Genomic DNA, 24,537 nt, shown 5'->3' with positions numbered 1-24,537 from the left:
CTTATTTCAGATCGTCGACCATCTGCACGGCGCGGCCGAGATAGTTAGCCGGCGTCATCTGCTTCAGGCGCGCTTTTTCCTCTTCCGGCAGCGCGAGGCTGTCGATAAAGGTCTGCATGCCCGCCGCGTCGACACGTTTGCCGCGCGTCAGCTCTTTCAGCTTCTCGTACGGCTTCTCGATGCCGTAGCGGCGCATCACGGTCTGGATCGGCTCCGCCAGCACTTCCCAGTTATGATCCAGCTCGTCCAGCAGACGCTCGCGGTTCACTTCCAGCTTGGAAATGCCTTTCAGCGTCGCCTGATAGGCGATCAGCGCGTAGCCGACGCCGACGCCGAGGTTGCGCAGTACCGTTGAGTCGGTGAGGTCGCGCTGCCAGCGCGAAACCGGCAGCTTGCTCGCCAGATGCTGCATCACCGCGTTCGCCAGGCCCAGATTGCCTTCGGAGTTTTCGAAATCGATCGGGTTGACCTTGTGCGGCATGGTGGAGGAGCCGATTTCGCCCGCGATGGTTTTTTGTTTGAAGTGGTTGAGCGCGACGTAGCCCCAGATATCGCGATCGAAGTCGATCAGGATGGTGTTGAAGCGCGCCATGCAGTCAAACAGCTCGGCGATATAGTCGTGCGGCTCGATCTGGGTGGTGTAGGGGTTCCAGGTAATGCCCAGCGAGGTGACAAACTGCTCGCTCAGCTGGTGCCAGTCCACTTCCGGATAGGCGGCGATATGGGCGTTGTAGTTGCCCACCGCGCCGTTGATCTTGCCCAGAATCTCGATTTTGCTCAGCTGGCGCTGCTGACGCTCCATGCGGTAGGCGACGTTCGCCATCTCTTTGCCCATGGTAGAGGGCGTGGCCGGCTGGCCGTGGGTGCGCGACAGCAGGGGAATATCGCGGTATTCATGCGCCAGGCGCTTAACCGCGTCGATGATCTGCTGCCAGTAGGGCAGGATCACGTCGCGGCGCGCGCTTTCCAGCATCAGCGCGTGCGACAGGTTGTTGATATCTTCGGAGGTGCAGGCGAAGTGGATGAATTCCGACACCGCGTGCAGCGCCGGCACGCTTTCGACTTTCTCTTTGAGAAAATATTCGACCGCTTTTACGTCGTGGTTGGTGGTGCGCTCAATGGTTTTGATGCGCGCCGCATCCTCTTCGCTGAAATTAGCGACGATTGTATCGAGGAAAGCGTTTGCGTCAGCGTCAAATGCAGGAACTTCCTTGATCTCTGCGGTGGACGCCAGTTTTTGTAACCAGCGTACTTCAACCTCGACGCGGAACTTCAGCAAACCGTATTCGCTGAAAATAGCGCGCAGCGGGCTGACTTTATCGCCGTAACGACCATCGACGGGTGAGACGGCGGTCAGAGAGGATAATTCCATCAGTGCAACTCCTGAATCGTTAACAGTATGGACTTCGCCGGCTTAATAAGCCGGAGAGAGCCGGGATAAAATGGTTTTCGCTTCGCGCAGCAAACGCTGGCGCGACAACATCAGCTGAAAGCGGCCGCCGCCGACCTGCTGCCACAGCACGGCGGCGCGAATGCCCGCCAGCAGCGTAGCGCGCACTTTGCTCTGCAGCAGCGGATTCTGCAGCACAGCCGGCGAGCCGGTAACCTGAATGCGCGGGCCGAGCGGGCTGACGACGTCGACATAGATCGCCGCCATGGCGCTGGTGATGGTTTCCGAGCCAAGCTCATAGTGCGCCAGCTGGCGATCGAGCTGGCCGATGCGCTGCGCCAGGGTGTCGAGCGCGCTTTTGTTGCCGCTCAGCTTACGCTCCAGCACCATCATGCTCAGCGTATAGCGCGTCAGCTCCGCGCCCATGCCCTGACGGCTGCTGCTGTTGAGCACCGCCATCAGCGTTTCCAGCCCGAGGCGCAGGTTAGCCTCGTCATTGCCGAACACCGCCAGCGTCGAGCCGGGGTTGAGATCAATCACGCTGCGCAGCGAGACGTTAAGCGCGTCCGGCTGGCACTGGCCCTGATGCGCCAGCTGCTGAACCAGATGCGCCGACTGGCAGATGCCCGCCAGCGCCAGCGTAATATCGTAATAATTTTTAGCCACGGTTACTCCTGTCTACGCGTCAGCCAGGCCGACTTAGCCTGCGCTCAGCGGCAGGCGCTCTTCGATAATGCCGCCGCCAAGGCACACGTCGCCGAGATAGAACACGGCGGACTGGCCAGGGGTCACCGCCGCGACCGGCGCGTCGAAGCGCACTTCGATGCGATCGTCGCCGCGCGGTACGATGTCGCAGGGAATATCCGTCTGGCGATAGCGGGTTTTCACCGTGCAGCGCAGCGGGGCAGCGATTGGCTGGCGATCGACCCAGTGCAGCTGCTGGGCGATCAGGCCCACCGACATCAGGCGCGGATGATCGGCGCCCTGCGCCACGATCAGGCGGTTGCGCGCTACGTCTTTATCCACCACGTACCAGGGATCGTCGTTGCTCTCTTTCAGCCCGCCGATGCCCAGCCCTTTGCGCTGGCCCAGCGTGTGATACATCAGGCCCTGATGCTCGCCGATTACCTGGCCGTCCACGGTTTCAATCGCGCCCGGCTGCGCCGGCAGATAGCGGCCGAGGAAGTCGCGGAACTTGCGTTCGCCGATAAAGCAGATGCCGGTGGAGTCTTTTTTCTTCGCGGTGACGAGATCGAGCTGCTCGGCGATGCGGCGCACCTCCGGCTTCTCCAGCTCGCCGACCGGGAACAGGCTCTGGGCGATCTGCTGGTGGCTCAGCGTGTAAAGGAAGTAGCTCTGATCCTTGTTGCCGTCGAGGCCGCGCAGCAGCTGGCTTTTGCCGTCGACGTCCGCGCGGCGCACGTAGTGGCCGGTGGCGATGTAGTCTGCGCCGAGATCGTCCGCCGCGAACTCCAGGAAGGCTTTGAATTTGATCTCTTTGTTGCAGAGAATATCGGGATTGGGCGTGCGGCCCGCTTTGTACTCTTCAAGGAAGTGCTCGAAGACGTTGTCCCAGTACTCTGCGGCAAAGTTGATTTTATGCAGCTTGATGCCGAGTTTGTCGCACACCGCCTGCGCGTCCGCCAGATCGTCCGCGGCAGTGCAATACTCCTCGCCGTCGTCTTCCTCCCAGTTCTTCATGAACAGGCCTTCTACCTGATAGCCCTGCTGCTGCAGGAGCCAGGCGGAAACGGAAGAATCGACGCCGCCGGACATACCGACGATCACTTTTTTCTGGCTGTTGTCAGACATGACGCACTCTTGATTACGATAAAAAAACAGGCGGCATATTCTATCACGCGTCGGCGTGGCGCGCACCCTCGCGAAACGGCCACTGGAACGGCGCGATCAGATGCAGCGGATAGCGCGCGCCCTGTTGCCACAGCCTGACGCTTTCGGCGACCAGCGGCGAACGCAGGTTATCTGCAGCGATAATCTGCTCAGGCGCAAGCCACCAGCAGCGGTCGATATCGCTGTCCTGCGGCGCGGTCGCGCGCTTTTCCGGCAGGTCGACGCCAAACAAAAAACGCACGAAAGGCGTATTGTCCGGCGCGATCCACTGCTGGACGCCGAGAAAATAGTCGAGCGCGCACTCAAGGCCGGTCTCTTCGCGCAACTCGCGCCGCGCCGCCTCCAGCAGCGTTTCGTCCGCTTCGAGATGACCGGCGGGCTGATTCCAGGTGGCGCGGCCCTTTACCCGCTCTTCCACCACTAACAGTTCGCCTTCGGCCTGCACAATGCAGGCGACGGTGACATGAGGTTTAAACATCGATCCTCCGGGATTGTTAACCTGACGTTATCGAAAAACGCGGCGGTGCTTACGCCGAATCGGTGATGTCGCGCCACTCGCCCGGCGCTAAAGCGTCGAGCCGATAGTCGCCCATCGCATAGCGAATCAGGCGCAGAGTAGGGTGGCCGATATGCGCCGTCATGCGGCGCACCTGGCGGTTGCGGCCCTCGTAGAGCGTCACCTTCAGCCAGCTGGTCGGAATCGCTTTGCGTTCGCGAATCGGCGGCTGGCGCGGCCATAGCCAGGCGGGCGCCTCGACCTTTTCGACCCCTGCGGGCAGCGTAGGGCCATCTTTCAGATTAACGCCACTGCGCAGCGCCGCAAGATCCGCTTCCTGCGGCTCGCCTTCGACCTGAACGTAGTAGATTTTGCCGGTGCGCTTGCCGGGCTGCGTCAGCGCCGCCTGCAGCGCGCCGTCGTTGGTCAGCACCATCAGGCCTTCGCTGTCGCGGTCCAGACGACCGGCGGCATAGACGTCGGCGACCGGGATAAAATCCTTCAGCGTCTGGCGGCCAGCTTCGTCGCTAAACTGTGGCAGAACATCGAATGGTTTGTTAAATAATATGACGCGTCGCGGTCCACGCGCGCGCGGCGGTTTGCGCTGAGCGCCGCGTGGCGCGCGGTCAGGGCGTTTATGCTGGTGAATTTGCTGAGAACTTTTTCGCATGAGCTTTGCAGTCGGTGACAATCGGCGCATTATAACGCGAAACAGTGACGATTGGCGCGGCGTAAATATTCAAGTATCATGACCCCACATCTTACAATTTATTAACAAAACGCCCAGGAGAGGTTAATGGAAAGCAAAGTAGTTGTTCCGGCGGAAGGTCAGAAAATCACCCTGGATCAGGGCAAGCTCAATGTGCCGAATAACCCGATCATTCCTTACATTGAAGGCGACGGCATCGGCGTTGACGTTTCTCCGGTGATGCTGAAAGTCGTCGACGCTGCGGTGAAAAAAGCCTACAACGGCGAGCGCAAAATCTCCTGGATGGAGATCTACACCGGCGAGAAATCGGTAGAGCTCTACGGCCAGGATGTCTGGCTGCCGCAGGAAACTCTCGACCTGATCAAAGAGTATCGCGTCGCCATTAAAGGCCCGCTGACGACGCCGGTTGGCGGCGGCATCCGTTCTCTGAACGTGGCGCTGCGTCAGGAGCTCGACCTCTACGTTTGCCTGCGTCCGGTTCGCTATTACAAAGGCACGCCGAGCCCGGTGAAACGTCCTGAAGATACCGACATGGTGATCTTCCGTGAGAACTCAGAAGATATCTACGCCGGTATCGAGTGGAAAGCCGGTTCTGCCGAAGCGGACAAAGTGATCAAGTTCCTGCGCGAAGAAATGGGCGTGAAGAAAATCCGCTTCCCGCAGGATTGCGGCATCGGCGTGAAGCCGTGTTCGGAAGAGGGCACCAAACGTCTGGTGCGCGCAGCGATTGAGTATGCGATCACTAACGACCGCGACTCGCTGACGCTGGTGCACAAAGGCAACATCATGAAGTTCACCGAAGGCGCGTTCAAAGACTGGGGCTACCAGCTGGCGAAAGAAGAATTCGGCGCTGAGCTGGTGGACGGCGGCCCGTGGATGAAGATTAAGAACCCGAACACCGGCAAAGATATCATCGTGAAAGATGTGATTGCCGATGCGTTCCTGCAGCAGATCCTGCTGCGTCCGGCGGAGTATGACGTTATCGCCTGTATGAACCTGAACGGCGACTACATCTCCGACGCCCTGGCGGCGCAGGTTGGCGGCATCGGTATCGCACCGGGCGCGAACATCGGCGACGAATGCGCGCTGTTCGAAGCGACCCACGGCACCGCGCCGAAATATGCCGGTCAGGATAAAGTGAACCCGGGTTCCGTTATTCTTTCCGCAGAGATGATGCTGCGTCACCTGCAGTGGTTCGAAGCGGCCGACCTGATCGTTAAAGGTGTGGAAGGCGCGATCGCTAACAAAACCGTGACCTATGACTTCGAACGTCTGATGGAAGGCGCTAAACTGCTGAAATGTTCAGAGTTCGGCGACGCTATCATCGAAAATATGTAATCTGCCTCTCTCCGATCGCCTCTGCAGCGATCGGAGTTTTTCCTCACCGCGCTTTTCCCTGATGCCTTTCCCTGTTTTTAACTAAACGTGTCTTTTTCTTGCGTCTGCCGCTTTGTAAAAGCCATGCGCGATTGCCTGCGCGCCGCGGAATAAATAGTCTCAGTCAGGCATTAATCTGTTTTTTTATTTTCCCCTCTTTTTTTTATTCATGCCGGACGTTGCTTTTTATCGTGAGAACCAGGTTATAGTGACGACGGATAAACCCATATATGCGTTTTAACAAGGAGTTAACTTATATATGAAAAAGAAAATGGCTGTATTTTTTTTTGCGGCCGCGCCGCTGTTCGCTGTTGCGGCTACCGATTCCTGCAGCGATCAACTTTCCGCCCTGAATACTAAAATCGAGCAGGCTAAAAAATATAACAACAGCGCAGAGCTCTCCCGGCTTAATATTGCGCGGGATAAGGTGAAAACCTATTGCACCGAAGATCGCCAGGCGCAGCGAGCGAATCAGGATGTCAACAAGCAGCAGCGAAAGGTGAAAAAGGCGGAGCTTGAGCTGCAGGAAGCGCAGCAGGAGCTGGAAGAGGCGAAAGCAGACGGACGGCTGGATAAAATTTCTAAAAAAACGCACAAGGTAGAAGAGAAAAAATTAAAGGTGGAATCGGCAAAGAGTGAATTAGCCCAGGCGCAGGCTGACGCCGCGCGGCTCAATTAATCGTCCGGCCTGATAATGGCTGAGGCAGGCTCACTGATGTGGGCCTTTTTTATGCGGATTAACCTTGCGCCGCGCTGTCGTCATTCTGGACTCTCTTTAACGCAACAGCGCACATAAGCGCCTTGTTGCGGCAACAGGGGCGGGAATAACATCGCCCGGCGACAATGATGTTTAACGATGAAGGGAGAACACAATGAAAAGAGAGAGACTGGCGGCGCTATTAATGGCGCTCAGCGCGATCGGCACCGCCTGCGCCTCGGCGCCGCACTGGAGCTACGAGGGCAAAGCGGGGCCGGCACACTGGGGCGAGCTGGCGGCAGATTATCAGACCTGCCACAACGGCAAGTTTCAGTCGCCGATCGATATTAAAAACGCCATCGACGGCAAGCTGCCGCCGCTGGGACTGGAGTTTCACACCTCTGCCGAAACGCTGGTGAACAATGGCCACACCATACAGGTCAGCGTTGATGACGAAGATGATTTCATGCTCGATGGCGAGGTCTTTCAGCTGAAGCAGTATCACTTTCATACCCCCAGCGAGAACCAGATAGAGGGACGCAGCTTTCCGCTGGAGGCGCATTTCGTTCATAGCAATGCGGCAGGGGAGCTGGCGGTAGTGGCAGTCATGTTTGATATTGGCAAAGAGAATCCGGCGCTTAATCCGATTCTGGCCGCGATCCCGCCGCAGTTAAATCACACCGTGGCCGTCGACAAACAGGTGAACCTGCGTCCGCTCTTTCCCTCCGACCTGCACTATTATCGCTTCAGCGGCTCGCTTACTACGCCGCCATGCAGCGAAGGGCTGCGCTGGCTGATAATGAAACAGCCCGTCACGCTGTCTGAGGCGCAGCTGGACGCTTTCCGTCAGGCGCTGAAGACGAGTAATAACCGGCCGCTACAGCCTTTGCATGGACGGTTAATTGTGGAATAACGCGCTGTCCTTCCCGCTTTATAAGCTTTTTTGCCATGCAACGAATAATTAATTACGCGCCTGCAACTAATCTTCTCATTTGAGAAGAACAGAGAAAAGCAGGGCCGGCGAAAGTTGATTGAGATCATAAAATAAAACCTCGAGAAGGCTATTATTAGCGGCGTGTGTTGTTAAGTGACCCGGCTCAAACAACCTCATCAAAATGTAATCTTTGTATTTTTGGCTTTTGAAAACTTACCCTGTTTATTCAGGGTATTTTTTTGTCGATTTTCAGGGCTGCGAGGAAACAGCGGAAAGCGAAGACTGGCAGGCATTATTTAATCGCAAAAGTTAGTCAGGATTAATCCTTTATTCATGCTGGCGGGCTGGAAATTTATGCCCGCCATTAACGTTGCAAGAAACCAGGGGTAAATGATGTTAAAAAAAACTGCGGCTGAATTTTTCGGCACGTTCTGGCTGGTATTCGGCGGCTGCGGAAGCGCGGTGCTCGCCGCGGCCTATCCGCAATTAGGCATCGGATTCGCCGGCGTGGCGCTCGCATTTGGTCTGACGGTGTTAACTATGGCCTATGCAGTCGGGCATATCTCCGGCGGCCATTTCAATCCTGCGGTCACGCTGGGGCTGTGGGCGGGCGGCCGCTTTAGCGCGAAAGGCGTTGTGCCTTATATTATCGCGCAGGTTATCGGCGGTATGGCGGCGGCCGGCGTTCTTTATCTTATCGCCAGCGGCAAAGCGGGCTTCGACGCCACCGCCAGCGGCTTCGCCTCAAATGGCTTTGGCGAGCATTCGCCGGGCGGCTATTCTCTGCAGTCAGCCGTTATTATCGAACTGGTGCTGACCGCGTTCTTCCTGATCGTTATCCACGGCGCGACCGATAAAAAAGCGCGGGCGGGCTTTGCGCCTGTCGCGATTGGTCTGGCGCTGACGCTGATTCACCTGATCAGCATCCCGGTGACCAATACGTCGGTCAACCCGGCGCGCAGTACGGCGGTTGCGCTTTTTCAGGGAACCTGGGCGCTGCAGCAGCTTTGGCTCTTCTGGCTGGTGCCGATTGTCGGCGGCTGTCTCGGCGGGCTTATTTACCGTTTCCTGCTGCAGAGTAAAGATTAATTTTCACTCTGCTTAACACTTTGCCAAAACCTCGCTATCCGGCGAGGTTTTTTATCGGGTAAAGGTAGCGGAAAAGGGCATTAATTATTGCTGCTAAAAAACCAGAAAAATGCGGCGATTAAGCGCCACTCAATAACAGAATAAGCGGCAGGCACGCGGCGCAAATAGTATTTTCGCCTTGTTTATCGGTGAGTCAGCATAAAGACTGCTACTCTTTATTTTCTGGGTACGTTGTCATGAACGCAGGAAAACCCGCTGCGACGCTATATGCAGGCGCCGCTCACGATTAGACATGCATGAGTGTCTTTAAAGCAGCATTAGCTGATCGAGCCACTGATGAAAGAAGGTTTCTACTGGGTTAGACCGGGTAACGAGCCGCTGCAGGTCTGGTACTACTTACCTCAGTTCGGCTGGTACCGACCGCAAAGCGCCATCCCGATAACGGCGGCGTATTTTCGCCAGATGGACTTTGAAATAATCGGCAACCGCTTATTGCCGCCATCCTCTCCTGATATGACAAATAATATGTCGTAATCTTCTAAAGCGAAACGGTAATAAACGAAGCGGCAAGCAGGCCGCTGCGTCTGTCGCGTCGCCGCAGTGAAAATGTAACTGTTTTTAATAAGGCGGCTTTATTTGATTTAAAGCAAAGTTACGTATGCCGGATGAAAGGTTAAATGCGGAATGACTTTTTTTAACACTCATAATTTGTCTACTGGCATTATAATGATCAGGCCCGACTAATAGCCGGGTGTGCGCATTAAATTATTATCAGGTGAATAAAGTGAATTATAAGCAGTTTGAAAACAAACTTGAGTCTTGGGAGAAAATCTCTTTTACCGCCATTATATACAGCAAATATGGCGTGGATTTTGAAGTGTATGCCATTGATGAACACAGCAATACTAAAAGCCGCATTTTTCTCTGCTATGCCGAAAATGAAGCGGACGCGCAAAAAAAGGTTGACCAGTATTCCGTATGGCTGGCGAAGTTCAACAGCCTTGCACGCAAACGTCTCAGCAACGAACAGGCGATGAGGGGAGCGTTACTGCAGCAGGAGTAGCGGCGCCTGCGTCGCCAGGCCTGGAGGCGCGTTAACCAGGCGCCGATGCCGTCTCTCCGCGCAGCCAGCTGCCAGCTGGCTGCGCCCCTCGGCCACATGCCGGCGCAGCAGCCAGCACGCCAAAACGTTCTTGCCAGACTCATTTACTTTTAACTTGCTTAAGTATGGCGGACATGCGTTAATAGCTCGTCGGTCTGATTAGCAGACAGTTTCAGAGTTAGTTCATATTGTATTTCTCATCTCAGTTAGTGCCGCTTCAAGCCTTTCTTTTTGAGTCTACCTCAGGTTCTGATTTATTTCTGCAATTCAGCCTCTTATGCCGAAAGGCGAACTAAAAAGGTCATATATTATGTCGAATAAAATTCTTGGAACCGTGAAGTGGTTTAACTCAGAAAAAGGTTTTGGTTTTATCTCTCCGGAGAATGGCAGCAAGGACGTTTTCGTCCACTTCTCTGCTATCCAGGGCACTGATTACCGCTCGCTTGACGAAGGTCAGCGCGTTGAGTTTTCTGTTGAGCAGGGTCCGAAAGGCCCGTCAGCAGTAAACGTTGTAGGGCTTTAATATTAGCCTTTCAGCCAGACGCTTCCGATGCCCGTGCTGCCAGAGTTCACAGTATCGTGTCTCTGCGTTCGATCAGAGTAAAAGCAATCCCCATGGCGCAAAATGCATTTTTTGCAAAAGCGCGATGATCCTTGCAGGCGTGTTCGATCGTTAACCGTTTCGCCGCTGTCGTGCAGCTCCTGCAGGCAGGGTGACAAGCCGTGCATCAGCTTATTAAGGCATCCTTCGGGATGCCTTTTTTATTGCCGGAACAGCAGCGGCATGCCCGATCGCATCATGGCCTGGCTTCGACGAAAAAAAGCCCCCAAAAGGGGGCAAGGGGTTGGAGTAACAGCCGCTCAGTAAGCATTGTGGATTTCATTACCGAGCCGCTTAAATATAGCTAACGCCAGCGATTATTGCCTGTCTGAAGGGTAATATTATAAATTTAGAGTTCTAATTATTAGATCCCTGAGGAAGCGGAACGATTGAATTATAGCGGTTTTTTATTTCTGAAAACGATTACTAAGAATGGTCTGCAACTCATATCTGACAGGCGCGATAGCTAAGCTGTTCTGGATGGGCCATTATTTCCTGTTGAGCAGCGCCCGCAGCGGACACGCCGCACGTGGCCGGGGGAAAGTGGCAGGAGAAAGTGATATTGATATTTAGCAAAGCGAAATAAAAAATGCCCCCGCAATGCAGGGGAGAGTCATATTGGATATAAAACGGACTCGTAGAGCAATATCTCTGGTGGAGGCTTGGGCTCAGAATTCATTTTAAGCATAACATAGTTAATAAGCGCCGCCACTGATTTAAAAATAAATAATTACCTTAATCTCTAACGGTTAGAACTCTACCTTTCACGCATTCTCTGTTATTTGACCGCTATTCATATCGCGTTTTTAATCCTTCTTTTTTACAAAAGAGAAATGTGCTGATTGATATTCTCAAAGGGAGTGACTACGCCTCTTCAGGATAAAGAAAAGCCCACATGAGTTTTGACCGGGCGATTAAACATTTAACATTCAGGGATCGAAAGCGATGCGGCAAATGAGAGAAAAGGCGTCTTGCGGCGTCACCGCCAGGTAAAGCAGATGACAGTGTGAAAAGTAGTGGAGACGGTGAAAAACACAAACCGGGCGAGAGCCTGTTTCATCCGCGTTTTAACGCTCATATTATCGCCATATCAGTTTGAATTAAGTCGATATTTTGCTCATGAGACAGGTTAACCTCTCAGCCTTACAAAAAATAATCCCTTCAGCGTCAGTGGGTTTACCATTTTTACCACCGCTGCGCCTTGATTAAATCATGAGTTTGATATTACTGTATTTATATACAGTATCCAGAAGAAGGAGTCTTTCTCATGAAGTTATATCGCCCCGCGGAAGTCCGCGAGCTGCTGCCTTTGCCGCTTTACATTGAGCGCGTGCCCTGCGGTTTTCCGTCGCCGGCGCAGGATTACATCGAAAAACGCATCGACCTGAATGACCTGATGGTGCAGCACCCTAGCGCAACCTACTTTCTCCGCGTCAGCGGCGATTCTATGATCGAGGCGGGCATCTGCGAAGGGGATATGATTGTCGTCGACTCCTCTCTTACGGCGAAGCACGGCGATATTATCGTCGCCGCTATTGATGGCGAATTTACTATTAAGCAGCTGCGCATCCATCCCTCAGTGCTACTGATGCCGGCCAACAGCAAACACAGCCCAATCCCTATCAATACCCCCGAAGGACTCCAGGTCTTCGGCGTCGTGACCTACGTTATTAAATCGACGCACTAATATGTACGCGCTGGTCGACGTAAACAGCTTCTACGCCAGCTGTGAAATCGTCTTTCGCCCCGACTTACGCGGGGTGCCCGTCGTGGTGCTCTCCAACAACGACGGCTGCGTTATCGCCCGCAGCGCAGAGGCCAAAGCGCTTGGCATTAAGATGGGTGCGCCTTTTTTTAAGCTGAAAGAGACGCTGCGCCAGCACCGGGTGCAGGTTTTCAGCTCCAACTATGCGCTCTATGCCGATATGAGCCTGCGCGTGATGACTACGCTGGAGGAGATGGCACCGTCGGTTGAGATCTACAGCATCGATGAGGCCTTTCTCAACCTGAGCGGCGTCAGCTTCTGCCAGCCGCTTGAGGCGTTTGGCCGCGCGGTTCAGGCGCGCGTGAAGCAGGAGCTGCATCTGCAGGTGGGGGTCGGGATTGCGCCCACCAAAACGCTGGCGAAGCTGGCCAACTTTGCCGCGAAAAAGTATCGCGGCACAAAAGGGGTGGTCGACCTGTCGCACGCCGAGCGGCAGCGTAAGCTGATGGCGCTGGTGCCGGTAGAAGAGGTGTGGGGCGTCGGCGCGCGCATCGCTAAAAAGCTGCATCAGATGGGCATTGAGAGCGCGCTGCAGCTGGCAGACAGCTCTACCTGGGTCATCCGCAAGCACTTTAACGTAGTGCTTGAGCGCACGGTGCGCGAACTGCGCGGCGAAGCCTGCCTGGACCTGGAAGAGGTGGTGCCGACGAAGCAGCAAATCGTCTGCTCGCGCTCGTTTGGCACGCGGCTCACCGATTACGACGCGGTGCGGCAGGCGGTTTGTCAGTATGCCGAGCGGGCGGCGGAAAAGCTGCGGCAGGAGAATCAGTATTGTCGGCAAATCGCGGTGTTTCTGAAAACCAGCCCGCACGCGGAAAACGAGCCCTATTACGGCAACCAGGCAATGGGGCAGCTGCTGACCCCTTCAAACGACACGCGCGATATTGTCCGCATCGCCACAGAGGCGCTGGATCGCATCTGGCTGGACGGCTACCGCTATATGAAGGCGGGCGTCATGCTGGGGGATTTTTTCAGCCAGGGCGTGGCGCAGCTGCATCTGTTTGACGCCTGTGGGCCGAGAGCCAACAGTGAGGCGCTAATGCAGGTGGTAGATAAGATTAATCAGGCGGGCAGGGGAACGCTCTGGTTCGCCGGGCAGGGCATTGAAAAGAGCTGGGCGATGAAGCGCGACATGCTGTCGCCAGCTTATACCACCCGCTTTTCAGATTTGCCGATCGTCAGATAAGCGACGGCCTGAGGCCTCAGTGTTTCTTTGCGCTGGACGAAAGCGGTTCGTTATAGCCGCGCGGCGGTTCGCTGACGGCGCGCGCCGAGGGAAATTCCTGGCGTATCTCTGCCAGCGCCAGCGCCAGCGCCTGTTTTCTTTCGCTGTCGCGCTCCGTCATCGCCATGGCTTTCAGGCGATTCGCCAGCGAGGCGCCCGAAATCGAGGCATTTTGCTCAAGCAGCGCGGCGACGGCTTCGCCAATCAGATAATCGGTGAGTTTTTCAATCTTACTTCTGTGCATACCCGCATCTCTTATTACAGTGTTTGCCCGTTGACGGGGGAGAGTGACCAGACGCAAAACCGGCTGTGCGAGATCTCGCCTGCGGCGTATGTCCGTCAAAATGCTCTCCCTGACACGTTCCACTGTGAATCATGCTGCGGGCAGGGGGTGAACGCAATGGTCAGCCTGCAAATTATAATTAACGCTTAAACAAAAAACCTATAAGCTTTTGATAATGCTGCTCTTCTTCCGGGCTGGTTGCCAGCTCAAGGCGGGCAAGCAGTTTGGTACAAAGCGTTTTCCTGTTGAGCTGTTTACCCGCGCGCAGGATCTCGACCACGATCTGGCCTAAGGTTTCCTGCTCGCACGGCAGCGTCGCCTTCTTGAAATAGTGGGCGATATCGCTGCCTGTGGTTGGTCTGTCTCCAGTCTGAAGCATAAACAACCCTTAAAGTCCGTGTGATTAAAAGATAATCAGTTAAGTCAGGCCTAAAGTTATACAATTTCCAAGAGGTTGTACAGGATTACCTGTGCAGGCCGACGTTTATTTTTTGAACTTTGCTATGTTGTCATTATTAACAACGGGTTACCCAAAATCTCGGACAGGCAGATAAGTGGATAACAGCCTTGCGTCAGTTTAATTTACTGGCCAGCAGCCGAATGGCGCGCTCGCAGGCGGCCTCGATTTCCGGATCTTCCGCGCGCGCGCCAGCGCGATAGAGCGCGCCAATGATTTCCTGTAAGGGAAGGGCTTCGCCAGGCTGCAGGAGCTGCGCCACAACACGGCCTAGCAGAGCGTAAACTTCCTGATTATCAGCAGTTTCATTGTGGTTCACTCTGTCTCCTGAAGGGCGATGACGACCGGGTAATTTTGAAGGCATTATCTCTTTTACTGTTTAATCGGGAAAAGCACAGCAATAACGGTCGCCTGAGAAAAAGCGCGCTGTGCGTAATATATTTAGGAAATACTTATTTCCTAATAGGGCGAATCAATTAATCCAGAATACCAAGCAGCATATTAATCGTTTCTGCGCCATTAGTCACATCCTGAACTTTACCCACCACGCGCATGCCGAACGCTACGCATAGCAGCAGGCCCGCCGCCGTCTCCGCATCCAGCGAGGCAGAGACCGACCCGTCCTGCTGGCCTTCGCGAATCAGTGCGATCAAAAAATTACGGTTGCGCAGCACCGCCTGGCGCACCAGCTCGGAAAGCTCCTCGTCCAGACTCTGCAGTTCGACGGTGCTGCCGACCACCAGGCAGCCGCGCCGCCCCTCGATTTCACGGGCGGAGTCGAGATAAAACTGCAGCAGTTCGCCGATGCGCGCCCTGCCGGTAGGGTAGTGCTGCAGGCGCGCGCGCAGGTCGGCGCCGCGCACGCTGATATAGCGTTCGAACACGCGCAGGAACAGGGTGCGCTTATCTTTAAAAGCCTTGTAGATACTGCCCGCCGTCAGATTCATGGCTTCGCTGAGATCGGCTACCGACGAGGCGTGGAAGCCTTTCTGCCGGAAGACGATCATGGCGTTATCCAGGGCGGTATCGGTATCGAAAGTTCTTGGTCTGCCACGCTCCCTGGCGGGCGCGGCGGGGATATGGGATGTGGTCATCGCTCAACTTAAGGGAATATTTGCTACCAAATTACCATAACCGCACGCGGCAGGAAAAAATAAAAACGTCGCGCCGCAGCAGGCGTGCGAAAACAAACAGGCCAGAAAAGCGCGGGCCAGGGAAATAAGCAGGCTAAATAATAATTTTTATTAACCACAGCAGCAGGAGAATATACCGCGCTGCGCTTCTCGGAAATTTCAGATATGCAACGAAAATGGGTACGTTGCGCCGCATGCTGGCTTAACCTGTGGTCCTCAACATAAAAAAGGACGACTTATGAAATCTCTCTCAATGTTTGGTGCCGTCGCGCTGGCGGCTTTCGCTTTCTCCGCCACGGCGGCGGAACCTGCCGCGATGAAAAACCCGATCAGCGTTCACGTGCTGAATTTACAAACCGGCATTCCTACCGCTGGCGTAACGGTAGAGCTGGATCAAAACCGCAACGGCGACTGGGTCAAGCTCGCTACCGGCGTCACCGACGCCAACGGCCGCATTAGCGCGCTCTATCCGGCGGGCAAACAGGCGGAACAGGGCACCTATAAAGTGGTGTTCAAAACCGGTGACTACTATGCCGGCGTGAAGCAAAAGACCTTCTTCCCGGAGATTCCGGTGATCTTCACGATCGAGAACACCAGCCAGCACTACCACATCCCCCTGCTGCTGAGCCCTTACGGCTACTCGACCTATCGCGGCAACTAAGCGGCAAAACGTAAATACCCAGGCCTGACGCGCAATGCCGCCTCAGGCCTTTTTTGTTTCGCGCAAAGGCGAGTCGCGAAACGGCGCGGCGAAATTAAGCGAAAACTAATCTTTATTCCGTAGGCTGCACCCACTGCTAACGCCAGGTCAGGATCCTGCCCAGGGGAGAAGGAACGCCCGGTGCCGTCGCGCATGTTGTCCGGCAAACCAGACGTTGATTGTTTTGACGGGAGCCACCCTCTTTGCTGCGATTGCTTTTTTTATTAATGGGCGGGCCGATGCTGCGCGCCAGCTGGCCAGGTCTGCTGGCGGCCGGCACGCTCTGCCTCGCCGCCAGCGCGGGCATCGTGCTGGAAAGCCTTTACCACGGCACGCTCTCCGTTCCGCTCTGTTTGCTGAGCGTTTTCCTGCTCTCCGAAGGCGTCATACAGGCCTGGCGCGCGCGAACCGGGTTCGACAGCGGCTGGGCGGCGCAGAGCAAAGCGCTGACGCTGCTGCTGCTCGGCACCGCTTTGCTGGCCGCGCCGCACGAGAAGGGCAGCTGCGTCGCCTGGCTATTCGCGCTCGCCTTTTTGCTGGACGGCGGCTTTCGCATCATCGCCTGCGCGCTGATGCGCTGTCGCCGCTGGCACAGCAAGCTGGCGATCGGCGGCGGCGAGTGGCTGCTCAGCCTGATGATCGTCACCGACTGGCCGCTGCCCCATCGCGTGCTGATCCCGATGGGATTCGCCCTGGTGCTGCTGGGCTGGGCCTTCTCGCTGTTGCAGATGGTCTGGCAAATCCGCGCGCTGCCGCCGGAGACCAGCGTAGCGGCGCTGCCGCTCTTTACCCGCAAAGGGGTGCGTAAACCACACGGGCTCGATTATCGCCACGTTCCCTGCGACGCCGCGCCTGCAAGCGAGCCGCTTACCATCTATATCTGGACGCCGCTGGGGTCGGGCAGCGTCGCCGGACGGCGTCCCTGGTTTGACCGCTGGGTTGCCGCTATCGATCATCGCGGTCAGGTTTCCACCGGCCACACCTCGCTGGCGATGGGCGACGCGCTCTACGTCAGCCTCTATCCTGTCGAGGATATGACCGGCTCCCTGAGCGGCGTGCTGCAAATGCTGCACGCGCGCGAAGAGAATGACGTCGCCGGCTTTCACCAGCGCTCCCTCGAGCGGGAGATCAAAGAGTGGTGCCTGCCCGACAAGCGCCTCTCGCTGCCGCATTACAACCAGCAGGCGCTGATCAACTACTGGGCGCGCCATGGTCAGGATTGCCGTTATAACCTGACGTCGCGCAACTGCTCCACCAGCGTGATGCAGGCGCTGGACGTCGCCACCGAGGGGCTGCTGGGACTGCGCGGTATGCGCGGCTACGCGGCGCTGCTCGAGCCCGATTTCTGGCTGCTGAGCCTGATCCGCAGCCGGGCGGAGGGTATGACCTGGACGCCGGGTCTGGTAATGGATTACGTGCAGGTGCTGCGCCGGGTGCTGGCGTCTCAGCCGAACGGCTACGGCAGCAAATATTTATTTCCGGAGCGCGCAGGAAAATAACAACGGCTGTCGCACAGAACGCGGTTAATTATCTTTCGTGTGAGGTCGGTGTTATTTAAGAGGGAAGGGGTTGCGCAGAATAAAGCGTGCTGTTGCAAGAGTAAATTAAATAAATGCCGGGAGGTAATTTCCCGGCGCAACTTTATTTTTAACTGGCGCTTTTATCCGCGGCAGAGCGGCGGCTGAGTTTGCCGCCGACGCGTCCTGCCTCGACCGCGCGCTCGCGGTTATATTTAAAATTACCGCTGCTCATCTGCCCGCCTTTTTTACCCGCTTCACGCGCTCTGTCGGGATTTTCAGCAAAATTACCTGCTCCACCACGTCGCTGAGTCATATCAATTCCTCTCTGTATAAAATAATAATAATTAAAAGAGTTTCAATGCGCTTTAACTATGTAAGCAGAATGGCGATTTAGCAATGTGACATCTGAGATGAATATTTACTTTTTTCTCTGCCGGTAATAAGAGAGCAGAAAAAAGCGAAGCCTAATTACATATCAGCTAAAGAAAAAAAAGCTAAATTTGTACAACTATCAATATAGCTGTACAATTTAGCCGTTAGTGCTAATTTGTGATGTTGATCACATTTAATTTGCGGATTTGCGTGCGAAACGGGGTAAAGCGCAGCGGCCCGACGGGCGGGACGCTGCGTGCATTTATCGTCGCGGTTCAGGGCCGGCGGAACAGCGCCAGGCTGCGACCTTCCAGCTCGAAATCCTTCTCTTTAGTAATCACCAGTCCGCGATTATCGTTGTCAGAGGTGGTCAGCTCCAGCACCCAGCCGCCTTCGCCAAACTGCGGGATGCGGAACGGCACCGTGCCCTCAAACGGGTTGATCAGCATCAGCACGTCGTGCCAGATGCCCTCTTCGGTTTGCAGGTCAGGACGGCCGATATAGACGCCCAGCGTCGAGCCTTCCTCCCACTGCTCTTCCTGCTGGAAGCCGCCGCCGGCGTTGAACCACTTAATCTCCATGCCGTCGCGCCAGTTCTCGCGGCGCAGCAGCGGCTGCTCGGCGCGCAGGCGGATAACGTGGCGCGTAAACTCGCGCAGCGCCTCCGCGCTGGCGGGGAGGTTGTCCCAGTGCACCCAGGAGATCTCGCTGTCCTGGCAGTAGCCGTTGTTGTTGCCCAGCTGGCTGCGGCCGAACTCGTCGCCTGCCAGCAGCATCGGCGTGCCATGGGAGAAGAAGAGCGTAGCAAGAAAGTTACGCTTCTGGCGCTCGCGCACCGCGTTAATGCCTTCATCTTCGGTCGCGCCTTCCGCGCCGTAGTTGTAGGAGCGGTTGTCGTTGTGGCCGTCGTTGTTATCCTCGCCGTTCTCGTCGTTGTGCTTCTCGTTGTAGGAGACCAGGTCGTTCAGCGTGAAGCCGTCGTGGGCGGTGATAAAGTTGACGCTCGCCCAGGGACGGCGGCCGCGCTGATCGTAGAGATCGCCGGAGCCAAGCAGGCGGGCGGCGAAGTCGGTCGAGACGTTATCGCCTTTCCAGTATTCGCGCACCGTATCGCGGTATTTATCGTTCCACTCCGCCCAGCCGGGCGGGAAGCCGCCAACCTGATAGCCGCCGGGGCCGATATCCCAGGGTTCGCCGATCAGTTTCAGCTTCGACAGCACCGGATCCTGCATAATGGCGTCGAAGAAGCCGCCGCGCTGGTCGAAGCCTTCCGGCTCGCGTCCGAGAATGGTGCCGAGGTCGAAACGAAAACCGTCGATATGCATCGACTCCGCCCAGTAGCGCAGCGAATCCATGACCATCTGCAGCACGCGCGGATGCGAGGTATTCACCGTGTTGCCGGTGCCGGTATCGTTGATGTAGTAGCGGTGCTGGTCAGGCAGGGTGCGGTAGTAGGAGAAGTTGTCGATGCCCTTAAAGGAGAGCGTCGGCCCCAGCTCGTTGCCTTCCGCCGTGTGGTTGTAGACCACGTCGAGGATCACCTCGACGCCGGCGTCGTGGAAGGCGCGCACCATGTCGCGGAAGCCTTGAATGCCGCGCGGGCCGTAGTAGCGCGGCGCAGGGGCGAAAAAGCCGATGGAGTTGTAGCCCCAGAAGTTTTTCAGCCCGCGGTCCAGCAGATGCTGATCGTCCGGGAACCAGTGCACCGGCAGCAGCTCAACCGAAGTGATGCCCAGGCTTTTGATATAGTCGACCGTGGCCTGATGTCCCATGCCCTCATAGGTGCCGCGCAGCACCTCCGGCAGCGCCGAATTCAGCTGGGTGAACCCCTTCACGTGCGTCTCGTAGATCACCGTATTCGGCCAGGCGATGCTCGGACGGTTATCGTCCTGCCAGTCGAACTCGTTGGGATCGATGACCCGGCACTTGGGCATAAAAGGGGCGCTGTCGCGCGTGTCGAACGTCAGATCTTTATCTTCATGCAGCAGCTCGTAGGCGAAGTGCGCCTCGTTCCACTCGATATCGCCCGCCAGTTCGCGCGCGTAGGGGTCGATCAGCAGCTTGTTGGGGTTAAAGCGATGTCCGTTCTCTGGGTCGTAAGGACCGTAAACGCGATAGCCGTAAAGCGCGCCGGGCTTCAGACCCGGCACATAGCCGTGCCACACCTCGTGGGTGAACTCCGGCAGCTCCAGGCGGGCGATCTCATTCTTGCCGCTCTCATCAAACAGACAGAGCTCGATACGCTCGGCGTGGGCGGAAAAAATGGCGAAATTCACCCCTTCGCCGTCATAGTTGGCGCCTAGCTGCTGGCCCGATCCCGACGTAATAGTAAACTCTGTAGCTTCAGACATTTATCCCTCTCCATTCAGTAAAATGCTATCCACAACAACTGCGTTGAATCACCTGTTTTTTTCATCTTGTCAGACGCCGATCAGCACCAGCGGCGCGCCGCTGTTAAGGGCTTCAAGGCTAAGCCGGTCGGTCAGCTCACACTCTTCTCCAGTAAACATGTTGCGATAACGGCGCTGTGCCAGGGGTTCTTTCAGGGTAATCGAGGTGGCGTCGCTGTAACGCTGACGGGCGAAAGCCAGACGCGGCACCACGACGATCAGCGCGTGCTGCGCATCGGCGCGGGCGAAGGCGACCGCATGCGAGGCTTCGGTGCCGTTGACCACCAGCGGCAAATAGTCGCCGTGGCGGAACAGGGCGTGATACTGCTGACGCAGCGGCAGCAGCGTGGCGATGGTCTGCTGTTTAAGCTGGCCGCTTTGCCATCCCTCCGGCGCGGAGAAATCGCCGCGTTCGTCAAGCATGCGCTGCAGCGCGTCGAAGTCGGGCTCCAGGCGGTTATCGGGATCGACCAGGCTGAAGTTGAGCGCTTCGCTGCCCTGATAGATATCGGGCACGCCGGGCGCGGTAAGCTTAATCACCGTCTGGCTGAGGGAGTTGATCAGGCCAGCGGCGATAAAGGGCAGCAGCGCCTGGCTGAAGTCGGCGAGGAACTCGGCGTTATCCGGCGAGATCAGGCGGCGCGCATAGTCGAGCACCGCCGTTTCGTAGGCCTCATCGCCGTCCGCCCAGTTGGTGCGCAGCTTGGCTTCGCGCAGCGCTTTTTCGACAAAGGCGGTAAAGCGCGGTTCGAGCGCCGCAAGCTGAGCGGCATCCGCCACGCCGGAGGCGGGCCAGACGCCCGCCAGCGCCTGATAAAGCATCCACTCTACCGCCGGTTCCGGCGCCGGGCCGCCGTCGAGCGCCACCACCGCGCCGCGGTTCATCTGCCGCCAGCGCGCCACATGCAGCGCCCAGCGCTGCGGCGACTCCGTCAGGGTATAGAGGCGGGCGCGCGCGTCTTCGCCGCGCTTGGTGTCGTGCGTCGAGGTGCCGGTCAGGCCGTCCGGCTGACGCTCGCGACGTATCACCATCTCATCGTGAAAGCGCGCCAGCGAGAACGCACGCGGCAGCGGCTCGGCGCCGACTTCGTTAAGCGCCAGCGCCATATGCTGGCGGAAAAAGAGCGTATCCTCGACCGACTTCGCCATCAGCGGGCCGGTCAGCTGCTGGAAGCGGGTGCGGAAAGTGGCGGCGTCCTGCGCGACAGCGGCGTCGAGTTCGCCGTTCATAATGCGCAGTAGAAAGTCGAGCGCCGTAGGCGAGAGGCGGGGCGCGTCGCGGCGCACCGTTTCCGCTACGCGCTGCAGCAGCGCCGCGCCTTCTGGCGGCATGCCTTCCGGCGTGCCGTAGCTGCGATAGACCGGAAACGCCACCAGCAGCTCGCGCAGCGCGGCGCGCAGATCGCTCTCCGGCAGCGTGACGCCGGAGGCGCTGGCAATGGCGCCCGCCAGCTTCAGCAGGGTGGTGAATTCGCCTTCGAAGTTTTTATCCGCCATCAGCAGCTTGGCGGCGCGCAGCTGGGCGCGCATATCCACCGGCTCGCCCACCGTCTGATCGTAGGCCTGACGCAGCGCGGCGATCTGGCGGCCATCCACCAGCGCGTCGGAGAGCGAGGCGATAAATTCATAGCCGGTGGTGCCGGAAACCGGCCAGTCCGCCGGCAGTTGTTCGCCCTCGCCGAGGATTTTCTCTACCGTGATGTAGCAATCCGCTCCCGCATGCTGGCGCAGCTGCTCCAGATAGCCTTTGGGATCGGCCAGCCCGTCGACGTGATCGACGCGCAGCCCGCTGACCGCGCCCGAATGCACCAGCTCCAGAATCAGCCGGTGGCTGTCGTCGAACACCTGCGGATCTTCCACCCGGACGCCCGCCAGCCCGGTGATTTCGAAAAAGCGGCGGTAGGAGAGGTCGCGCGGCGCGTCGCGCCACGACATCAGCCGGTAAGGCTGACGATCGTGCAGCGCCGCGATCTGCGCCTTATCGGTGAGCGCCAGCACATCGGCTTCGCGTCCCTGCCAGCTCGCCGGCGAGAGCGGATAAAAGCTTTCGTAATAGGCGAACGCCGGTTTGCCGCTGTCAGGATCGGCTTTTATCGCGATTTCGCCGTTTTCCAGCGCTGCTTCGAAGCTGTCGCCTAAGAAGGGCAGCGTCAGGCGGCGCGACCAGTCGATATCGAAGTAGCGCGCATAGCGGCTCTGCTCGCCGTGCTCAATCACATCGCGCCACCAGGCGTTCTCCAGCGAGGCGGCCATATGGTTCGGCACGATATCAATAATCAGCTCGAGGCCCGCCTGCTTCAGCGTCTCCACCAGCCGGTCGAAACCGGCGCGGCCGCCGATAGCGGGATCGATGGCATTGGCGTCGGTCACGTCGTAGCCGTGGGTCGAGCCGCGGGTGGCGGTAAAGATCGGCGAGGCGTAGAGGTGGGTAATGCCGAGCCGTTTAATATAGGGCACCAGCGCCGCCGCACGATCGAAGGTCATGCCGTTGCGAAACTGAATACGGTAGGTTGAAGCGGGAATAGTCATTGGGCATCTCCTTTGGCCAGCCGCACGACGATCGCGTTTTGCGGCAGATCGCGGCTGTTATCCGGCCAGGCGAAAATCGTTTCGCCGGGTTGCTCAGGTAGCGGCTGCGTCTTCTCGCCGATATTCAGCGCCAGCGACAGCGTGCCGGCGGGGAAGCGCCAGCTCACCTGAATAAAGCCTTCCTCGCTGTGCTCCACGCGTCCGGCGTGGCCGCCCGCGGTGGCGAGCAGCGGCACGATATGCTGCTGGCGCAGCGCCAGCAGGCGGCGCGACAGCGCCAGCCAGGCCTTGCCTTCGTCGCTCTGCGGCTTGCGCCAGTCGAGCTTCGAGCGGGTAAAGGTCTCTTCGGCATTGGGATCCGGCACGCTTTCGCCTTCATGTCCGGCGTGACCGGCGAACTCCTTCGCACGGCCTTCGCGCACCGCTTTGGCCAGATCGCCGTGAAAATCGGTAAAGAAGAGGAAGGGATTGGTTTCGCCATACTCTTCGCCCATAAACAGCAGCGGAATATGCGGCGAGAGCAGCAGCGTGGCGAGCAGCACCTTATTGCGATCGGCGCCGATAAGGCTGATCAGCCTTTCTCCCAGCGCGCGGTTGCCGACCTGATCATGGTTCTGGATAAAATCGACGAAAGCCGCAGGCGGCTGGCCGCGGCTGTCGACGCCGCGCGCCTCGCCGCTGTGGGGCGAGACCTCGCCCTGATAGGCGAAACCTTCCGCCAGCACGCGGGCGACATATTTTTCCGGATGCGGAGTGAAATCCTGGTAGTAGGCGTGAGTTTCGCCGGTGGCGAAGACGTGAACGGCATTGTGGAAGTCGTCGTTCCATTCGCCGCTGAACAGCGGCGCGTTGCCTTGCTCATCGCGCGGATGCAGAAACACCACGTTGCGGCTGTCTTCGGTGGTGAGATGGATCGGGCGGTCGGAAATCTCCGCGCGGATGCGCTCGGCGATCTCGATCAGCGCATGCTTCTCCGACGTATCTTCGATCTGGTCGATGGCGTCGAAGCGCAGGCCGTCGAGACGGTACTCCTGCAGCCAGTAGAGCGGCGCCTCGACGATATAGCGGCGCGCCGCGTCAACGTCGTAGGCAATGCCCGCGCCCCAGGGCGTCACGCGCTCTTTGTGGAAAAAGTCCGGCGCCAGCAGCGGCAGGTAGTTGCCTTCCGGGCCAAAGTGGTTCAACACGATATCCAGCACCACCGAAAGGCCGTGACCGTGCGCGGCGTCGATAAAGGCTTTGAAGTCGTCAGGCGAGCCGTAGGCGGCGTGCGGCGCATAGAGCAGCACGCCATCGTAGCCCCAGCCGCGGTTGCCGCCGAACTGCGATACCGGCAGCACCTCAATCATGGTGATACCGAGCTCCGCCAGCCAGGGCAGTTTTTCAATGGCCGCCTGGAAGGTGCCTTCCGGGGTAAAGGTGCCGATATGCAGCTCATAGACCACGCTCTCTTCCCAGGGGCGGCCTTGCCATGCCTGATGCTGCCAGGCATAGCGCGTGGGATCGACTACCAGCGACGGGCCGTTAACCTCATCTTTTTGCGCGCGCGAGGCGGGATCGGGCACGACGGTGCCGTCGGCCAGCACAAAATTATATTCGCTGCCAGGCGCGACGCCGTCCGTGCGCAGTTCGAACCAGCCATCCTCGGCGGGATGCATTGGCGTATCTTTGCCGTCAAGACGCAGGCTAACGCTGTGTTGACCCGGGGCCCAGAGACGAAAGCGGACCGCATCGTTGGCGACATATTCAGCGCCCCAGCTTTTAGTAAATGATGCTGACTCCATTCAATAACCTCGTCTGAATCAAATGTGATCGATAAACCACACCGCGCGGCCCAGGTCCGGCGATGCAGGCAACAAAAGGTAAGACGGAAACGTATCTGACACGTCGCTGGCGGAGAGAACGCGCCTGCCGCCG

Annotated in this window: 25 protein-coding genes; 12 read left to right on the top strand and 13 right to left on the bottom strand. The window is 57.5% G+C overall.

The genetic code is table 11. The features are described from left to right. Nucleotide 1 precedes the first annotated feature (1 nt). From purB to rluE, 5 genes are read right to left on the bottom strand one after another with little or no spacing between them, the layout of a single operon-like run. The gene (purB, locus tag PVE98_RS12075; RefSeq protein WP_096072956.1) at nucleotides 2-1,372 is read right to left on the bottom strand and encodes an adenylosuccinate lyase; all 1,371 of its coding nucleotides are present in this window, start codon (nucleotides 1,370-1,372) and stop codon (nucleotides 2-4) included. 42 nt (nucleotides 1,373-1,414) lie between these two features. Next, on the bottom strand, nucleotides 1,415-2,056 hold the full coding sequence (gene hflD / locus PVE98_RS12070) for a high frequency lysogenization protein HflD (RefSeq protein WP_033747876.1): 642 nt from the start codon (nucleotides 2,054-2,056) through the stop codon (nucleotides 1,415-1,417). A gap of 33 nt (nucleotides 2,057-2,089) precedes the next feature. Next, complete coding sequence (gene mnmA / locus PVE98_RS12065) at nucleotides 2,090-3,202, bottom strand: tRNA 2-thiouridine(34) synthase MnmA (protein WP_096072957.1); 1,113 nt, start codon at nucleotides 3,200-3,202, stop codon at nucleotides 2,090-2,092. Nucleotides 3,203-3,245: 43 nt separating this feature from the next. Further along, nucleotides 3,246-3,719: an NUDIX domain-containing protein gene (locus tag PVE98_RS12060; RefSeq protein WP_033747870.1), complete on the bottom strand. Its 474-nt coding sequence runs from the start codon at nucleotides 3,717-3,719 to the stop codon at nucleotides 3,246-3,248. Nucleotides 3,720-3,768: 49 nt separating this feature from the next. Next, nucleotides 3,769-4,437, bottom strand: a complete 669-nt coding sequence (gene rluE / locus PVE98_RS12055; RefSeq protein ID WP_096072958.1) for a 23S rRNA pseudouridine(2457) synthase RluE — start codon at nucleotides 4,435-4,437, stop codon at nucleotides 3,769-3,771. Between the two features lie 96 nt (nucleotides 4,438-4,533). On the opposite strand from rluE, the gene icd reads away from it, so the two are divergent. The 10 genes from icd to umuC all read left to right on the top strand — a co-directional run bounded on the left by icd (nucleotide 4,534) and on the right by umuC (nucleotide 13,197). After that, nucleotides 4,534-5,784: an NADP-dependent isocitrate dehydrogenase gene (gene icd, locus PVE98_RS12050; RefSeq protein ID WP_096072959.1), complete on the top strand. Its 1,251-nt coding sequence runs from the start codon at nucleotides 4,534-4,536 to the stop codon at nucleotides 5,782-5,784. A 298-nt stretch (nucleotides 5,785-6,082) separates the two neighbouring features. Further along, nucleotides 6,083-6,502, top strand: a complete 420-nt coding sequence (locus PVE98_RS12045) for a DUF1090 family protein (RefSeq protein WP_096072960.1) — start codon at nucleotides 6,083-6,085, stop codon at nucleotides 6,500-6,502. Nucleotides 6,503-6,695: 193 nt separating this feature from the next. Further along, nucleotides 6,696-7,433 (top strand): carbonic anhydrase, encoded by a 738-nt coding sequence (locus PVE98_RS12040; protein WP_096072961.1) that lies wholly within the window; start codon nucleotides 6,696-6,698, stop codon nucleotides 7,431-7,433. Between the two features lie 414 nt (nucleotides 7,434-7,847). Next, nucleotides 7,848-8,543 (top strand): aquaporin Z, encoded by a 696-nt coding sequence (gene aqpZ, locus PVE98_RS12035; RefSeq protein WP_096072962.1) that lies wholly within the window; start codon nucleotides 7,848-7,850, stop codon nucleotides 8,541-8,543. 336 nt (nucleotides 8,544-8,879) lie between these two features. Further along, on the top strand, nucleotides 8,880-9,077 hold the full coding sequence (locus tag PVE98_RS12030; RefSeq protein ID WP_127908375.1) for a hypothetical protein: 198 nt from the start codon (nucleotides 8,880-8,882) through the stop codon (nucleotides 9,075-9,077). A 250-nt stretch (nucleotides 9,078-9,327) separates the two neighbouring features. Continuing rightward, the gene (locus PVE98_RS12025; protein ID WP_048782952.1) at nucleotides 9,328-9,606 is read left to right on the top strand and encodes a hypothetical protein; all 279 of its coding nucleotides are present in this window, start codon (nucleotides 9,328-9,330) and stop codon (nucleotides 9,604-9,606) included. Between the two features lie 349 nt (nucleotides 9,607-9,955). Beyond that, on the top strand, nucleotides 9,956-10,168 hold the full coding sequence (locus PVE98_RS12020; RefSeq protein WP_033747854.1) for a cold-shock protein: 213 nt from the start codon (nucleotides 9,956-9,958) through the stop codon (nucleotides 10,166-10,168). Nucleotide 10,169: 1 nt separating this feature from the next. After that, nucleotides 10,170-10,322, top strand: coding sequence for a hypothetical protein (locus tag PVE98_RS12015; protein ID WP_227741509.1), 153 nt, complete (start codon nucleotides 10,170-10,172; stop codon nucleotides 10,320-10,322). A 1,191-nt stretch (nucleotides 10,323-11,513) separates the two neighbouring features. Continuing rightward, nucleotides 11,514-11,933: a translesion error-prone DNA polymerase V autoproteolytic subunit gene (umuD, locus tag PVE98_RS12010; RefSeq protein ID WP_033747851.1), complete on the top strand. Its 420-nt coding sequence runs from the start codon at nucleotides 11,514-11,516 to the stop codon at nucleotides 11,931-11,933. Between the two features lies 1 nt (nucleotide 11,934). Beyond that, nucleotides 11,935-13,197, top strand: coding sequence for a translesion error-prone DNA polymerase V subunit UmuC (gene umuC / locus PVE98_RS12005; protein WP_033747850.1), 1,263 nt, complete (start codon nucleotides 11,935-11,937; stop codon nucleotides 13,195-13,197). Between the two features lie 16 nt (nucleotides 13,198-13,213). Here umuC and PVE98_RS12000 read toward each other — a convergent pair whose 3' ends face one another. From PVE98_RS12000 to PVE98_RS11985, 4 genes are all read right to left on the bottom strand, one after another. Further along, a complete protein-coding gene (locus PVE98_RS12000; protein WP_033747847.1) occupies nucleotides 13,214-13,480 on the bottom strand; it encodes a hypothetical protein in 267 nt (88 codons plus the stop codon). A 178-nt stretch (nucleotides 13,481-13,658) separates the two neighbouring features. Next, nucleotides 13,659-13,898: a regulatory protein YcgZ gene (gene ycgZ / locus PVE98_RS11995; RefSeq protein WP_096072963.1), complete on the bottom strand. Its 240-nt coding sequence runs from the start codon at nucleotides 13,896-13,898 to the stop codon at nucleotides 13,659-13,661. 193 nt (nucleotides 13,899-14,091) lie between these two features. Continuing rightward, the gene (locus tag PVE98_RS11990; protein ID WP_033747840.1) at nucleotides 14,092-14,295 is read right to left on the bottom strand and encodes a hypothetical protein; all 204 of its coding nucleotides are present in this window, start codon (nucleotides 14,293-14,295) and stop codon (nucleotides 14,092-14,094) included. 157 nt (nucleotides 14,296-14,452) lie between these two features. Next, nucleotides 14,453-15,070 (bottom strand): TetR/AcrR family transcriptional regulator, encoded by a 618-nt coding sequence (locus PVE98_RS11985; RefSeq protein ID WP_096072965.1) that lies wholly within the window; start codon nucleotides 15,068-15,070, stop codon nucleotides 14,453-14,455. Between the two features lie 277 nt (nucleotides 15,071-15,347). Here PVE98_RS11985 and uraH point away from each other — a divergent pair, with 277 nt between their 5' ends. Together uraH and PVE98_RS11975 are read left to right on the top strand one after the other, a co-directional pair. Further along, complete coding sequence (uraH, locus tag PVE98_RS11980; protein WP_096072966.1) at nucleotides 15,348-15,770, top strand: hydroxyisourate hydrolase; 423 nt, start codon at nucleotides 15,348-15,350, stop codon at nucleotides 15,768-15,770. 242 nt (nucleotides 15,771-16,012) lie between these two features. Then, nucleotides 16,013-17,308, top strand: coding sequence for a hypothetical protein (locus tag PVE98_RS11975; RefSeq protein WP_127908376.1), 1,296 nt, complete (start codon nucleotides 16,013-16,015; stop codon nucleotides 17,306-17,308). A 148-nt stretch (nucleotides 17,309-17,456) separates the two neighbouring features. Here the strand turns inward: PVE98_RS11975 and PVE98_RS11970 are convergent, their stop codons facing one another. The 4 genes from PVE98_RS11970 to treZ all read right to left on the bottom strand — a co-directional run bounded on the left by PVE98_RS11970 (nucleotide 17,457) and on the right by treZ (nucleotide 24,404). Next, complete coding sequence (locus PVE98_RS11970; RefSeq protein WP_033747833.1) at nucleotides 17,457-17,642, bottom strand: general stress protein; 186 nt, start codon at nucleotides 17,640-17,642, stop codon at nucleotides 17,457-17,459. 334 nt (nucleotides 17,643-17,976) lie between these two features. Then, the gene (gene glgX / locus PVE98_RS11965; protein ID WP_033747830.1) at nucleotides 17,977-20,052 is read right to left on the bottom strand and encodes a glycogen debranching protein GlgX; all 2,076 of its coding nucleotides are present in this window, start codon (nucleotides 20,050-20,052) and stop codon (nucleotides 17,977-17,979) included. 69 nt (nucleotides 20,053-20,121) lie between these two features. Next, the gene (gene treY / locus PVE98_RS11960; RefSeq protein WP_096072968.1) at nucleotides 20,122-22,620 is read right to left on the bottom strand and encodes a malto-oligosyltrehalose synthase; all 2,499 of its coding nucleotides are present in this window, start codon (nucleotides 22,618-22,620) and stop codon (nucleotides 20,122-20,124) included. After that, entirely contained in the window at nucleotides 22,617-24,404 is a 1,788-nt protein-coding gene (treZ, locus tag PVE98_RS11955; RefSeq protein ID WP_096072969.1) for a malto-oligosyltrehalose trehalohydrolase, read from the bottom strand. The genes treY and treZ overlap by 4 nt, the downstream gene beginning before the upstream one ends. Nucleotides 24,405-24,537 lie beyond the last annotated feature (133 nt).

It is taken from the genome of Pantoea sp. GABEPS69, assembly GCF_045780835.1.
In the GTDB taxonomy this organism is placed as follows: Bacteria; Pseudomonadota; Gammaproteobacteria; order Enterobacterales; family Enterobacteriaceae; genus Pantoea; species Pantoea septica.
The sequence above is the reverse complement of the archived record's forward strand: the minus strand, read 5'-3'. Positions and strand labels throughout refer to the sequence as shown.